A 14,362-nucleotide genomic window follows, 5' to 3' on the forward strand; every position below is an offset into this window, starting at 1 on the left:
GTCTCAGTGCTGGCCGATCTGGCGGTCGAGGAACTTCTCGACCCGGCCCCAGAAGTCGATGCGGTTCTTGGGCAGCTTCCAGCCGTGGCCTTCCTCCGGGTATTCGATCCATTCCACCTGGCTGTTGCCGGCCTTGACGGCGTCGTAGAACTTGGTGCCGTGGTACAGCGGCACGCGCATGTCGGCGCCGCCGTAGGCCAGCAGCAGCGGCTGCTTGATGCGGGCCGCCTGCCGCAGCGGCGAGGTGGCCTCCAGCTGGGCCGCGTCCTTGACCTGGTCGCCTACCAGGTCGGGCATGCCATATTGCTTGTAGGCGTCCGACAGGTCGGACGCGTAGCGCCAGTTGCCGTCATACATCAGATTGATGTCGGTGACGCCCACCCAGTCCACGCCGCACTTGAACAGCTCGGGGTTGTTCAACAGGCCCATCAGCGTGGCGTAGCCGCCGTAGCTGGCGCCGGCGATGCAGATGCGGCCGGCGTCCGCATACCCCTGGACGATGGCCCAGCGCGCGCCGTCGGCGATGTCGTCCTGCATCTTCAAGCCCCACTGTTTCCAGCCGGCCTGGAAATGGTGGTAGCCATAGCCCGTGCTGCCCCGGTAGTCCGGCTCCAGCACGGCATAGCCGCGTGAGGCGAGGAACTGCGATTCCGGATTGAAGCCCCAATGGTTGCCGCGCACCCAGGGGCCGCCATGGACCAGCACCACCAGCGGCAGCTTGCCTTGCCGGTCCTTGGGCAAGGTCAGCAGGGCAGGGATGTTGAGCCCGTCGCGGGCCGCGTAGTGCACCAGTGTCTGGCGCCCCATGTCGTTCGGCGTGATGTGGGCGAAGGTCTCGCCCACCATTTGCACCTTCCTGGTGTCGCGGTTGTACAGCAGGAAGGTGTGGGGCTGGCGGTCGGAATACGCTTCCACCAGCACCCAGGACGCGTCCGGCCGGGCCGGCAGGGTTAGCAGGTTGATGGTCGATGGCAGGCTGGCGTCCACGGCGTCCTGCAATGCCTGCATTTCCGGCACCAGCCATTGGGTGTCTTCGGCTGCGCCGTCGTAGCGCACACCGAGCAGCCGGTGCTGGTCCGTGATGACATGGCCGCTGAAATCGTAGCCCTTCACCCGCAGCAGCGGCTGCGTGCCCAGCTTGCCCGTGGCCGGGTCGAACAGGTACAGGGCCGCCTGTTCGTCGTGGCGCCCGGTGGCGCTGACATACAGCTTGCCGTCCGGCGCGAAGGCCAGCGGGGTGAAGTGCGCGCCCTTGCCCGTGTAGGAATTGTAGCTGTTGAGCACGCGCCACGCCTTGCTGGCCGGATCCAGGTACTGGACGCTGGACGTGCCCTGCTCCGTCGTGATGGTCAGGCGCGGCTCGCCGTGCTGGTCCAGCAGCCATTGCGTGTTGTGGGCCGGCGCCTCGATGGGCTTGACGCGTCCCGTCAAGGTGTTGAGCCGCTGCAACTGGAAATCGCCCAACTGCCCCGCCCCTTCGAGGCTGGGGTGGAGCACGTAGAGGTACTCCGAATCCTGGGCCCCGTCCTGTTCCAGCAAATAGGTATTCCAGGGCAGCAGGTTGTGGCCGATGCCGTCGCGGATGAAGGTGATGCCCCGTTCGGCCAGTTGCCGATAATGCTGGCCATCACGGTCCACCGCGTACAGGCCGGGGGCGTAGTGCTGGTCACCGCGTCCCAGGTCGCGGTCGGTGGCCGTGAACGCCAGCCGTTCATCGTTGACCCAGACGAATTCGCCGATGTCGGCGTCGCTGAAGCTGGCCGCGATGTTGGCCTGATTATTGCTCAGGTCAACGACGGCCAGCCGGTCGCGCTGGCCAGGCAGCGCCACCTTGGCCGCCAGGAACTTGCCGCTCGGTGATAGCCGGGCGCCCGTGAAGGCGGGGTTTTCGAAGAAGCTCTCCAGCGCGGGTGGTGCGGCCGAGGCCGCGCGCGCCAGCACGGCGCAGCCCAGCGCGAGGGCGGCCAGTGTGAGGTGGGGGTGTCGCATGGTGTGGAAATTGCCCGGCAAACCAATTTGCCAAATTAATAATTTCCGCAGGATAACATCAACTTGTCAAAACGGCTATGGTTCAGGCGCTCTAATATAGTCCACCATGGAGGCGATGCGGTGCGCCGGCGCCGGCGTGGCCAGGCTGACGGCGGCCATGGCCAGCAGCCCGGCGGGCACGCCGAAGATGCCGGCCGAGATGGGGGCGATGTGCAGCCACTGGCCGGCTGCGCTGCCGCCCAGCACCGGGTTGGTGTGCACCATGTAGTAGACGCACATGCAAAATCCGGTCGCCATGCCGGCCAGCGCGCCGTAGTGGTTGGCGCGCTTCCAGAACACGCCGAGCACCAGCGCCGGCACCAGCGTCGAGCCGGCCAGCGAGAACGCCGCGCCCACCAGCGACAGGATGTCGCCCGGCTTTTGCGAGGCGGCGTAGGCGGCGATGAAGGCCACGGCCAGCAACAGCAGCTTGGAAATGGTGACCCGCTTCTGGGTCGAGGCGGTGGGATCGACCAGCTTGTAGTACACGTCGTGCGACAGGGCGTTGGAGATGGCCAGCAGCAGGCCGTCGGCCGTCGACAGTGCGGCGGCCAGCCCGCCGGCCGCCACCAGCCCGGAAATCACATAGGGCAGGCCGGCGATCTCGGGCGTGGCCAGCACCAGCACGTCACCATCGATGGCAATCTCGGCCAGCTGCACCACGCCGTCGTGGTTGATGTCGGTGATGTTGAGCAAGGGGTTGACCTTGTCCACATTGGCCCAGTACGACACCCAGTTGGGCAGGTGGGCGTAGTCGCTGCCCACCAGGGCGTTGTAGATGTCGTACTTGACCAGCACGGCCAGCGCCGGGATGGTCAGGTAAATCAGCAGCACGAAGAACAGGGTCCAGAACACGGACACCCGCGTTTCATCGACGGAGGGCGTGGTGTAGGAGCGCATCAGGATGTGGGGCAGGCCGGCCGTGCCCAGCATCAGGCAGAACACCAGGGCCAGGAAGTTGTTGCGCTTGATGTCCGATTGCTCGGGTGTGCCGGGATACGGCTGGGCGTGCGGCGTGAGCGGTTCGGCCCGCGCCAGGAACTGGTCGCGCGCCTCGCTCCACTCGCGGCTGGCCTCGTCCACGTTCTTCGGATAGGCGATCAGGGCCCGCTCGGCGGCGCGGATCTCCAGCAGCGAGGCATTGCGCTGCTTGATGCGGTCCAGGTGGCGCTGGGCCTCGATGCGGCCCACTTCCCACGACACCGGCAATTGCCGCAAGCGTTCGTCGTACTCGGCGGCGCGCTGGCGAAACGTGGCGCGCACCTGGACTTCCTTCGGGTCTTGCTGCAGCACCGACTCGCGCGCGCTCAGGCGCGACAGCAGCTTGCCGTAGGCCAGTTGCGGGATCGGGTTGTCGCTGTGCTTGGCGGCCAGCCACATGGCCGGGATCAGGAACGCCACCACGATGATGATGTACTGCGCCACCTGGGTCCACGTGATGGCGCGCATGCCGCCCAGGAATGAGCACACGAGGATGCTGGCTAGCCCGAGGAAGATGCCGACCGAGAAATCGACGCCCGTAAAGCGCGAGGCGATCAGCCCCACGGCGTAGATTTGCGCCACCACGTAGGTAAACGAAATGACGATGGTGGCCGCCACGGCCAGCATGCGCACGGCCCGGCCGCCGTCGCCGCCGTCGTAGCGGGCGGCCAGGAAGTCCGGGATGGTGTACTGGCTGAACTTGCGCAGGTAGGGCGCGATCAGCAACGCCACCAGGCAATAGCCGCCGGTCCAGCCCATGATGTAGGCCAGGCCGTCGAAGCCGCGCAGGTACAGCCCGCCGGCCAGGCTGATGAAGCTGGCGGCCGAGATCCAGTCGGCCGCCGTGGCCATGGCGTTGAACAGGGCCGGCACGCGGCGTCCGGCCACGTAGTATTCGAGCACGTTGGAGGTGCGGCTGAGCACGCCGATGGTGGCGTACAGGACGATGGTGCCGAACATGAACAGATAGCCTATCCACTGGCGCGGCATGCCTTCCTGCTCCAGTACGGCCAGCGCCACCAGGAAGCAGCCGAAGCCGGCCGTGAACCACAGGTAGGTGCTGCGCAGGCGCTGGAACAGCGAGCGGGTAGCCGTCATGGACGCTCCTGGCCGTGCTGGCGGCGCCATTGCCGGTCCAGCCGCCGCATGCGCCAGGCGTAGATGCCGAGGATGGCCAGGTACACCAGGCAGCCGCCCTGGGCCGCCAGGTAGAACGACAGCGGCCAGCCGAACAGGTTCAGGCCCGACAGTTCGCGGGCGAAGAAGGCGGCACAAAACGTGGTCAGCAGCCACAGCAGCAACAACTGGCCGCTCAGGCGCCGCGTGCGTTGCCAGTGGGCCGGGGGCGGGGTGTGTTCATCCATAGTAAATCGTCTCGTCCATGGCGGCCGGCGGCGTGGGCGGCAGCAGCGGGAAGGTCAGCCGGAACAGGCTGCCGGGCAGCTTGGCCGACTGGCTGCGCGGGTTGGCGTAGATGTCGACCTCGGCCCCGTGCTGCTGGGCCACTTCGCGCACGATGGCCAGCCCCAGGCCGCTGCCTTCCACGTTGCTGCCCAGGATGCGGTAGAAGCGCTCGAACACGCGCTCGCGTTCGGCCGGCGCGATGCCCGGTCCCGTGTCCTCCACTTCCAGGAAGGCGTGTTCGGCCGTGGCATGCACGCGCACGGTGACGCTGCCGCCGGCCGGCGTGTAGCGCAGCGCGTTGTCGATCAGGTTGGACAGCATCTCGCGCAGCATGGTGGCATCGCCGGCGATCAGTACCGGTTCCGGCGGCGGCTCCAGGCCCAGGTCGATCTGGTGGGCGAACGAGGCCGGCACCCAGTCCTTGACCACGTTGAGCGCCAGTTCGCCCAGGTCCAGCGGCGCGAACGCCACGCCGGCCTGGGGCTGGTTTTCGGTGCGGGCCAGGGCCAGCAACTGATTCACGAGGCGGGTGGCGGCCTGCGAACTTTTGGCCAGCTGTTCCAGCGAGCGGTGCACTTCCTCGTGGTCGGTCTGGCGCAGCGCCAGCTCGGACTGGGTGCGCATGCCGGCCAGCGGCGTTTTCATCTGGTGCGCGGCGTCGGCGATGAAGCGCTTTTGCATGTCGATCGATTGTGACAGCCGGCCCAGCATGTCGTTCAGGGAATTGACCAGCGGCGAGATTTCCTCGGGCACCTGGCGCGCCTCGATGGGACTGAGGTCATCCGGATTGCGGGCCCGTATCCGCTCCTGCAACTGGGCCAGCGGCGACAGCCCGCGCGCCAGCGCGAACCACACCAGGGCCAGCACGATGGGCAGGATGATGAATTGCGGCAGGATCACGCCCTTGATGATCTCGTTGGCCAGCTTGGCCCGCTTTTCCAGCGTCTCGGCCACCTGCACCAGGGCCTGGTGGGTGTCGTCCGGGTCTTCGTGGTCGAGCTTGACGTAGGAATAGGCCACCCGCACCTGGGTGCCGTGCATGGCGTCGTTGCGGAAGTGGACGGTGCCGGCGCGGAAGTAATCCTCCTCCTGCGGTGGCGGCAGGTCGCGGTCGCCATCGACGTAGACCCCGCCCGGGCCCAGCACCTGGAAGTAGACGTTGTCGACGTCGTCGGCGCGCAGCATGTCGCGCGCCGAGGCCGGCAATCGCTTGATGGTGCTGCCGTTGACGGCGTGCACCTGCTGGGCCAGCATGGTCACGCTGTCCTCGAGCGCGTGGTCGAACGGCTGGTTGGCGATGGACTTGGCCACCAGGTAGGTGATGGCGATGCTCATGGGCCACAGCAGCAGCAGCGGGGCCAGCATCCAGTCCAGGATTTCGCCGAACAGCGAATGCTGGATTTCCTCGTCGCGCTCGGCGGCCGGCGGCTGGTAGTCGTCGGTGGCCTGGACGGCCCCGGGCGCGTCGGCCGGACTCACTTGGCCTCGGGCTTGCCGGCCTCGGGGGCGGCCGGTTCACTGTACTTTTCCAGGCAATAGCCCAGGCCGCGCACGGTGGCGATGCGGATGCCGCCCACCTCGATCTTCTTGCGCAAGCGGTGCACATAGACTTCGATGGCGTTGTTGCTCACTTCCTCGCCCCATTCGCACAGGTGATCGACCAGCTGTTCCTTGGACACCAGGCGCCCGCTGCGGGCCAGCAGGATTTCCAGCAAGCCCAGTTCGCGGGCCGACAGTTCCAGCATCTGGTCGTTGATATAGGCGCTGCGGCCGACCTGGTCATAGCTGAGCGGACCGTGGCGCACCACGGTGGCGCCGCCGCCGGCGCCGCGCCGGGTCAGGGCCCGCACCCGCGCCTCCAGTTCCGACAGCGCGAACGGCTTGGCCATGTAGTCGTCGGCGCCCAGGTCCAGGCCGTTGACGCGCTGCTCGATCGAATCGGCCGCCGTCAAAATCAGCACCGGCAGCAGCGAGGCGCGCGCGCGCAGGCGGCGCAGCACTTCCAGCCCGGACAGCTTGGGCAAGCCCAGGTCCAGGATCAGCAGGTCGAATTCCTGGGTCGACAGGGCCGTGTCGGCGTCCTGCCCGTTTTTGACACAATCGATGGCATAACCGGACTGGCGTAGCGAGCGGGTCAGTCCATCGGCCAGCACGCTATCGTCTTCGGCAAGTAAAATACGCATGAGTTACTCCGGCTGCAGAAGCCTGTATTGTGTGACATTTCCCCCCGCGAAGCGAGTTTTTGTGTCGGCCGCTGTCAAGATTTGCGCAGTTTCAAAGCTCCTGTAAAATCGCGCTTGCAATAAGCACTGTTTTTTTATACAGTATCGCTTGTACCGACACACCAACCCGCGCGTTTCCTCGCGCATCAGGCTGAAAGAACATTATGGACGACAAAAAAGGCGCAGTACCCGCATCTGAAAAAGCCAAGGCCCTGGCGGCCGCGCTGGCGCAGATCGAAAAGCAGTTCGGCAAGGGTTCCGTGATGCGCATGGACTCCAGTGCCCCGATCGAGGAAGTGCAAGTGGTGTCGACCGGCTCGCTGGGCCTGGACATCGCGCTGGGCGTGGGCGGCCTGCCGCGCGGTCGCGTGGTGGAAATCTACGGCCCGGAATCGTCGGGTAAGACGACGCTGACCTTGCAGACCATCGCCGAGATGCAAAAGCTGGGCGGCACCTGCGCCTTCATCGACGCTGAACACGCGCTGGACGTGGGTTACGCGCAAAAGCTGGGCGTGAACCTGCACGAACTGCTGATCTCGCAGCCGGACACGGGCGAACAGGCGCTGGAAATCTGCGACGCCCTGGTCCGTTCGGGCAGCGTGGATATGGTGGTGGTCGATTCGGTGGCGGCCCTGACCCCGCGCGCCGAGATCGAAGGCGACATGGGCGACGCGCTGCCCGGCCTGCAGGCCCGTCTGATGTCGCAGGCGCTGCGCAAGCTGACCGGCTCCATCAACCGCACCAACACGCTGGTGATCTTCATCAACCAGATCCGCATGAAGATCGGCGTCATGTTCGGCAGCCCGGAAACGACCACGGGCGGCAACGCACTGAAGTTCTACGCCTCCGTGCGCCTGGACATCCGCCGCACCGGCTCCATCAAGTCCGGCGACGAAGTGATCGGTAACGAGACCAAGGTCAAGGTGGTCAAGAACAAGATCGCGCCGCCGTTCAAGGAAGCCCACTTCGACATCCTGTACGGCGCCGGTACCTCGCGCGAAGGCGAGATCCTGGACCTGGGCGCGGAAGCGAAGATCGTCGAGAAGTCCGGTTCCTGGTACAGCTACAACGGCGAACGCATCGGCCAGGGCAAGGACAACGCCCGCGCCTTCCTGCAGGAGCGTCCGCAACTGGCGTGGGAGATCGAGAACAAGGTACGTGAATCGCTGGGCGTGCGCGCGCTGCCGCCGCTGGCCGAGGAGCACGATGCGCCAGTGGCCAAGCTCAAGGCCGTCGAATAAGCGGCGGCCCGGCGTCGGTGCCCGGCATGGTATGCCGGCGACCTGACGCTGACGGCATCACGCTGGCGATGCGCACTACATGTGCTGCATGTGCGCATCGCCAGCGCTGACCACAACCAGAACCACCGTCCCGCGCGAGCGGCCGGTGGTTTGTTCATCATGCGGGGGGGAATGAATGGCAGCACAGCAACCGAGCCTGAAGGCACGCGCCCTGCGCTACCTGTCCATGCGCGAGTACAGCCGTTTGGAACTGGGCCGCAAGCTGGCCCGCCATGCGGAGGAGGGCGAGGACGTGGACGCCCTGCTGGACTGGCTGGAACAGAACAAATGGCTGTCGCAGGAACGCTTCTCCGAAGCCCTGATCCACCGCCGCGCGGCCCGCTATGGCAACAGCCGCATCGTGGCCGAATTGCAAAGCCACGGCGTGGCCGGCGAGGCGCTGCAGGAACTCAAGAGCACCCTGGCCGGGGACGAGACCGCCCGTGCCTGTGAAGTCTGGCGCCGCAAATTCGGCACCGTGGCCGCAGACCGCCAGGAGCGCAACAAGCAGATGCGCTTCCTGCTCCAGCGCGGCTTTTCCCAGCGCGCCGTGCTGGCGGCGCTGGGCGGCAGCGATCCCGACGATGAGATTTGACGCCGTAATCGCCCCGGGCCTTGTAATATTTCTCCGCAAAAATAGTTGATGGAACGAACCCTGTTCGCCCCATCAAATCCTTGCAAAAATGACTCCAAAGCCCATGTTTTATGGCCGTTTTTTGCCGCAAACCGCATGATTTGGCGCAACTGGGGGCATGGTGTGCTACACTTTTGAGGTTTTGCAGCACCGCGGGTGCGGTGGTTGTCCGTAGAAGCTGCGGCAACGTGCGTCAAGCACATGGCTGCTTATTAATTTCCGCCGCGCAAGCGGCATCGGTATATGTCCCTGTCAACTCCCGTTTCCCGACGTGCGCTGCGGCACACGCGTGCCATCGACGTCCAAGCGTTCAAGCGCGACGACGGCCTGTGGGATCTCGACGCCCGTATCACCGATATCAAAGCCATGGACACCGTGCTGGCCTCCGGCCCGCGCCCTGGTGGTACCCATCTGCATGACCTCTCCCTGCGTCTTACCGTGGACCTGGACTTGAACGTCGTGGCGGCCGAAGCCGCTTCCGACGCCGTGCCCTATCCCGGTTACTGCGACACCAACGGCCATGCCTACCAACAACTGGTGGGCTTGAACCTGTTGAAAGGTTTCCGACACGAACTCAAGCAGCGCCTGGCCGGCATCGCCGGTTGCACCCATTTGACGGAACTGGCGCAGATCCTGCCCACGGCCGCCGTGCAAGCGTTCGCCAACGACGTGTGGTCGACCAACGATGCCGCCAGTCCCGACGCCGACCTGCCGCACCACAAACCGTTTCAACTGGACAAATGCCATGCCCTGCGCACTGATGGCGGGGCCGTGGCCGAGTTCTACCCGCGCTGGGTGGTCAAAGCAGCACCAGGATAGCGCGTAGCTTCACCTGCTTATTCAAGAGTTATTTTCCGCAATATCAACCGATCTCAACCGATCTTTACACATCAGCATCAGAAGGGAAGCCAGCATGAAAATCCATGAGTATCAAGGCAAAGAAATCCTCCGGAAATACGGAGTGACGGTACCGCGCGGTATTCCGTGCATGTCCGTGGACGAGGCAGTCAAGGCTGCTGAAACCCTGGGCGGCCCGGTCTGGGTGGTCAAGGCGCAGATCCACGCTGGCGGCCGCGGTAAAGGCGGCGGCGTGAAAGTGGCCAAGTCGCTGGAACAAGTCAAAGAATATGCCAACCAAATCATGGGCATGCAACTGGTCACGCACCAGACCGGTCCTGAAGGCCAGAAAGTGCGCCGCCTGCTGATCGAAGAAGGCGCCGACATCAAGAAAGAACTGTACGTGTCGATGGTCACCGACCGCGTCTCGCAGCGCGTCGTGCTGATGGCCTCGTCCGAAGGCGGCATGGACATCGAAGAAGTGGCTGAAAAGCACCCTGAGCTGATCCACTCGATCGCCATCGACCCTTCCGTCGGCCTGACCGACGCCGAAGCCGACGCCATCGCCACCAAGATCGGTGTGCCGGCCGCTTCCCTGCCACAAGCGCGCGCCAACCTGCAAGGCCTGTACAAAGCCTACTGGGAAACGGACGCCTCGCTGGCCGAAATCAACCCGCTGATCCTGACCGGCGACGGCAAGGTCATCGCCCTGGACGCCAAGTTCAACTTCGACGCCAACGCCCTGTTCCGCCAGCCTGAGATCGTTGCCTACCGCGACCTGGACGAAGAAGATCCGGCTGAAATCGAAGCGTCGAAATTCGACCTGGCCTACATTTCGCTCGACGGCAATATCGGCTGCCTGGTGAACGGCGCCGGCCTGGCCATGGCCACCATGGACACCATCAAGCTGTTCGGCGGCGAGCCTGCCAACTTCCTGGACGTGGGCGGTGGCGCCACGGCCGAGAAAGTGACCGAAGCGTTCAAGATCATGCTGAAGAACCCAGGCCTGAAAGCCATCCTGGTCAACATCTTCGGCGGCATCATGCGTTGCGACGTGATCGCCGAAGGCGTGATCGCGGCATCGAAAGCCGTTTCCCTGCAAGTGCCGCTGGTGGTGCGCATGAAGGGCACCAACGAAGACCTGGGCAAGAAGATGCTGGCCGAATCGGGCCTGCCCATCATCTCGGCCGACACCATGGAAGATGCAGCCAAGAGCGTCGTCGCCGCCGCTGCCGGTCAAGCTTAATTAAGGAATCAACATGTCCATCCTGATCAATAAAGACACCAAAGTTGTAACCCAAGGCATCACCGGCAAGACCGGCCAGTTCCACACCCGCATGTGCCGCGACTACGCGAACGGCAAGGAATGCTTCGTTGCCGGCGTGAACCCGAAGAAAGCCGGCGAAGACTTCGAAGGCATCCCTATCTTCGCCAACGTGACGGAAGCGAAAAAAGAAACCGGCGCCAACGTGTCGGTGATCTACGTGCCGCCAGCAGGCGCCGCTGCCGCCATCTGGGAAGCCGTGGAAGCGGAAATGGACCTGGCCATCTGCATCACCGAAGGCATTCCTGTCCGTGACATGATGGCCCTGAAGGACCGCATGGTCAAAGCCGGTTCCAAGACCCTGCTGCTGGGCCCGAACTGCCCTGGCCTGATCACGCCCGACGAAATCAAGATCGGCATCATGCCTGGCCACATCCACAAGAAAGGCCGCATCGGCGTCGTGTCCCGTTCGGGCACCCTGACCTATGAAGCCGTGGGCCAGCTGACCGCCCTGGGCCTGGGCCAGTCGAGCGCCGTTGGTATCGGTGGCGACCCGATCAACGGTCTGAAGCACATCGACGTCATGAAGATGTTCAACGACGATCCCGACACCGACGCCGTCATCATGATCGGTGAAATCGGCGGTCCGGACGAAGCCAATGCGGCTTACTGGATCAAGGACAACATGAAGAAACCCGTGGTCGGCTTCATCGCCGGCGTGACGGCTCCTCCGGGCAAGCGCATGGGCCACGCCGGCGCGCTGATCTCGGGCGGCGCCGACACCGCGCAAGCCAAGCTGGAGATCATGGAAGCGTGCGGCATCAAAGTCACCAAGAACCCGTCCGAAATGGCCCGCCTGCTGAAGGCGATGCTGTAATTTGGCAACGAGTTGGTGAATAATGACGGGGAGCCTGGCGCTCCCCGTTTTTTTTTGTGCTGCCTGTGGAGATCAAGCGTGGCGAAAATCATCATATCGCGCGAAGGCGTGGTGGAACAGCAAGTGCAGCTCAGCAAGGAGCGCATGACGATAGGCCGTCACCGGCATAACGATATCGTGCTGACCCACCCCGCCGTGAGCGGCGAGCATGCGGTGATCGTCACCATCCTCGATGATTCCTTCCTCGAGGATTTGCACAGCACCAATGGTACCTTCGTCAACGGCCACCGCATCGGCAAGCATTTCCTGCAGCACCTGGACATGATCAAGATTGCCAAGTTCCAGGTCGAATTCATCGCCGACGGCGTGCGTCCGCTGGCCGCTGCCGCCGCTGCCGAACCGCCGCTGGGCCAGATCGTAGTATTAAATGGCAACAATCCGGGCAAGCAGATGGCCTTGACCAAGCCCCTCACCACGCTGGGCCGGCCCGGCGTGCAGGTGGTGGTGATCAATCGCGGCGCCGATGGCTACACCATCGCCCACGCGGAAGGGGCGCAGCCGCCCCTGGTCAACGGCGCGGCCGTGGGCCGGCAGCCACTGCGGCTCAAGCATGGCGACGTGATCGACCTGAGCGGCACCCAGATGACGTTCCGCCTGACCAGTGCCGTCAGCTGACAAAATTTGTCAGCCCGACGCCATTTTTGGCCCGGATGACAGATTTCGGCATGGGAACTGACAAAAATAGTCACCCATACCGACAAGAATTGGCGCTCTTCCCCCATTTTTGACGCAAAACTGCCTGAAAATGGCCTGGCACAGCCTTTGCTCCTACTGAAGCGTGGCACCAAACTTTTTTACCTCACTCGGGAGTAGCAAAATGAAATCGATGAAAATGATCAAGAAACAAGCACAAGCCGGCTTCACCCTGATCGAACTGATGATCGTGGTGGCAATTATCGGTATCCTGGCCGCTGTCGCTATTCCTGCCTACAGCGACTACACGATGAAGGCCAAGGTCAGCGAAGCGGCTTCCATCTCGGCCCCGGCCCGTCTGGCCATCGCCCAGGCCTTCAACGAAGGCAGCCTGGCCGCTACCAGCACCAACGCCACCTTGAACCTGCCGGCCAACACGGCGATCACCAGCAAGTACGTGAAGCAAGTGGACGCCGTCGGCACCAGCGCCACCACGGGCACCGTGACCGTGACGATGCAAAACACCAACGATGCGACCATCGACACCAAGACCGTCGTCTACCTGATCACCTGCACCGCCGGCTCGGCCTGCGTGACCACGGTTGACCCATCGAGCACGGTGCCAACCAAGTTCATTCCTAAAGTCTGATAACGTCGGCTGAAGGATAAAGAAAAACCGGTGCGGCCGCGAGGCCGCACCGGTTTTTTTGCATGTGGGGCAGGGCGCGCGAGGCGGGGCCGGTGCGCGGCGGCGTCACACGATCTTCTGGCGGTCGGCGATCAGCGCCTCGTAGGTCAGATTCTGCAACATGGTGTAGTGCATGGGATCGAGGTCGACGAACTGCACGCCGTAGGTGAACACTTCCTCCTTGTCGGCCGTGGCCGGCTTGACGACGTTGATGTTGCGGATGGTGGCGTTGGGATCGATGCGCACCTGGCGGTTGCCCGGCTGCGCGATCAGGTAGAACGACAGGCCCACCGTGGGCTCGTCCTCGGGCAGCGGCTTGGTCGATTCGATCAGCGCGCCCGACACGCTCAGGTTGACGAGGAACACGGAAGTGTGGCCGGCCGGCGTGGTGACCTGGGCCGGAATATCGACCTTGACCCGCATCGCCGTGCGCAAGCTGGTGCCCTGGATGGTGGACGGGAACGACAGGTGGGCATAGAACAGCGGCCGCAGAAACACGCGCTGCACGGTGCAGGCGAAGGAACACACGTTCACGCCGGAAAACACGCGGATGGTGAGCTTGTCGCCATCGTTGAGGGCGATGGGTGCCCCGTTTTCCATCGGGATCTTGACGATCATGTACTCGTCCTTGACCCAGCCGATCAGCGTGGAAAAATGCTGCACTGGCTTGATGGTGCGGTGGGTGATGAACTGTATCCTGCCACCGACCTGCAAATTCATCTGCTCGAATTCGTATTCCTGCGTCCTGGCTTCGCGCGGCGGTGCCGTGCTGCTCATTGTTGCGCCCTCATTGCCTGCATGGATGTCTCGTCCCCTGTCCGCCGTCGGTGCCACTGGTTGTCGTCCGACAGGAAATATTGTCGGTTGTTACTTTTATTATATACGCGCCAACTTGCGCTAACAATGCGGCGGCGCGGGCGTGGTCAGCTCGTCACGCTCCAGTCGCCGGACTTGCCGCCATGCTTTTCCATGACGCGGATCTCGCCCATCACCATGCCGCGGTCGACGGCCTTGCACATGTCGTACACGGTCAGCAGGCCGATCTGCACGGCCGTCAGCGCCTCCATCTCCACGCCGGTCTTGCCGAAGGTTTCCACCTGGGCGCGGCAATGCACGGTCGAGCTGGCTTCATCGGTCTCGAAGTCCACCGCCACCCGCGTCAGGGCCAGCGGGTGGCACAGCGGCACCAGCTCGCTGGTGCGCTTGGCGCCCATGATGGCGGCGATGCGGGCGATGCCCAGCACGTCGCCCTTCTTGGCGCTGCCGGCCAAAATGATGGCCAGCGTCTCCGGCTTCATGCGGATCTGGCCGCTGGCCACGGCGATGCGGTGGGTTTCCTGTTTGTCGCCCACGTCGACCATGTGGGCCTGGCCGGTGGCGTCGAAATGGGTCAGCCCGTCGGCGGGCGGCGTGGTTTTGCTGGTCGTCATGGATAGTATGAACTCGTCAGGGGG

Annotated in this window: 14 protein-coding genes; 7 read left to right on the forward strand and 7 right to left on the reverse strand. The window is 64.1% G+C overall.

Features of this window, described 5'->3' with window-relative positions:
* Nucleotides 1–3: 3 nt before the first annotated feature.
* From H3H36_RS16060 to H3H36_RS16080, 5 genes are all read right to left on the reverse strand, one after another.
* A complete protein-coding gene (locus H3H36_RS16060; RefSeq protein WP_182219104.1) occupies nt 4–1,989 on the reverse strand; it encodes an alpha/beta fold hydrolase in 1,986 nt (661 codons plus the stop codon).
* Between the two features lie 75 nt (nt 1,990–2,064).
* On the reverse strand, nt 2,065–4,107 hold the full coding sequence (locus H3H36_RS16065; protein WP_182219105.1) for a sodium:solute symporter family protein: 2,043 nt from the start codon (nt 4,105–4,107) through the stop codon (nt 2,065–2,067).
* Nucleotides 4,104–4,373: a DUF4212 domain-containing protein gene (locus tag H3H36_RS16070; protein WP_182219106.1), complete on the reverse strand. Its 270-nt coding sequence runs from the start codon at nt 4,371–4,373 to the stop codon at nt 4,104–4,106. Before H3H36_RS16070 ends, H3H36_RS16065 begins: the two co-directional genes overlap by 4 nt.
* A complete protein-coding gene (locus H3H36_RS16075) occupies nt 4,366–5,892 on the reverse strand; it encodes a sensor histidine kinase N-terminal domain-containing protein (protein ID WP_311196641.1) in 1,527 nt (508 codons plus the stop codon). Before H3H36_RS16075 ends, H3H36_RS16070 begins: the two co-directional genes overlap by 8 nt.
* On the reverse strand, nt 5,889–6,596 hold the full coding sequence (locus tag H3H36_RS16080; protein ID WP_182219107.1) for a response regulator: 708 nt from the start codon (nt 6,594–6,596) through the stop codon (nt 5,889–5,891). The genes H3H36_RS16075 and H3H36_RS16080 overlap by 4 nt, the downstream gene beginning before the upstream one ends.
* Nucleotides 6,597–6,799: 203 nt before the next feature.
* Here H3H36_RS16080 and recA point away from each other — a divergent pair, with 203 nt between their 5' ends.
* The 7 genes from recA to H3H36_RS16115 all read left to right on the forward strand — a co-directional run bounded on the left by recA (nt 6,800) and on the right by H3H36_RS16115 (nt 12,869).
* Entirely contained in the window at nt 6,800–7,876 is a 1,077-nt protein-coding gene (gene recA, locus H3H36_RS16085; RefSeq protein ID WP_182165244.1) for a recombinase RecA, read from the forward strand.
* Between the two features lie 175 nt (nt 7,877–8,051).
* Nucleotides 8,052–8,510: a recombination regulator RecX gene (gene recX, locus H3H36_RS16090; RefSeq protein ID WP_182219108.1), complete on the forward strand. Its 459-nt coding sequence runs from the start codon at nt 8,052–8,054 to the stop codon at nt 8,508–8,510.
* Nucleotides 8,511–8,792: 282 nt separating this feature from the next.
* Nucleotides 8,793–9,368 (forward strand): DUF2889 domain-containing protein, encoded by a 576-nt coding sequence (locus H3H36_RS16095; RefSeq protein WP_182219109.1) that lies wholly within the window; start codon nt 8,793–8,795, stop codon nt 9,366–9,368.
* 94 nt (nt 9,369–9,462) lie between these two features.
* The gene (gene sucC, locus H3H36_RS16100; protein WP_182219110.1) at nt 9,463–10,632 is read left to right on the forward strand and encodes an ADP-forming succinate--CoA ligase subunit beta; all 1,170 of its coding nucleotides are present in this window, start codon (nt 9,463–9,465) and stop codon (nt 10,630–10,632) included.
* 13 nt (nt 10,633–10,645) lie between these two features.
* Complete coding sequence (sucD, locus tag H3H36_RS16105) at nt 10,646–11,527, forward strand: succinate--CoA ligase subunit alpha (protein ID WP_182219111.1); 882 nt, start codon at nt 10,646–10,648, stop codon at nt 11,525–11,527.
* Between the two features lie 78 nt (nt 11,528–11,605).
* On the forward strand, nt 11,606–12,202 hold the full coding sequence (locus H3H36_RS16110; RefSeq protein ID WP_182219112.1) for an FHA domain-containing protein: 597 nt from the start codon (nt 11,606–11,608) through the stop codon (nt 12,200–12,202).
* 202 nt (nt 12,203–12,404) lie between these two features.
* On the forward strand, nt 12,405–12,869 hold the full coding sequence (locus tag H3H36_RS16115; RefSeq protein WP_182219113.1) for a pilin: 465 nt from the start codon (nt 12,405–12,407) through the stop codon (nt 12,867–12,869).
* A 105-nt stretch (nt 12,870–12,974) separates the two neighbouring features.
* On the opposite strand, the gene H3H36_RS16120 is transcribed toward H3H36_RS16115, so the two are convergent.
* Both H3H36_RS16120 and moaC read right to left on the reverse strand, forming a co-directional pair.
* Nucleotides 12,975–13,685, reverse strand: a complete 711-nt coding sequence (locus H3H36_RS16120; RefSeq protein ID WP_182219114.1) for a flagellar brake protein — start codon at nt 13,683–13,685, stop codon at nt 12,975–12,977.
* Nucleotides 13,686–13,831: 146 nt separating this feature from the next.
* Nucleotides 13,832–14,338: a cyclic pyranopterin monophosphate synthase MoaC gene (gene moaC / locus H3H36_RS16125; protein WP_182219115.1), complete on the reverse strand. Its 507-nt coding sequence runs from the start codon at nt 14,336–14,338 to the stop codon at nt 13,832–13,834.
* Nucleotides 14,339–14,362 lie beyond the last annotated feature (24 nt).

The sequence above is a fragment of the Rugamonas fusca genome (assembly GCF_014042365.1).
Classification (GTDB): Bacteria; Pseudomonadota; Gammaproteobacteria; order Burkholderiales; family Burkholderiaceae_D; genus Rugamonas; species Rugamonas fusca.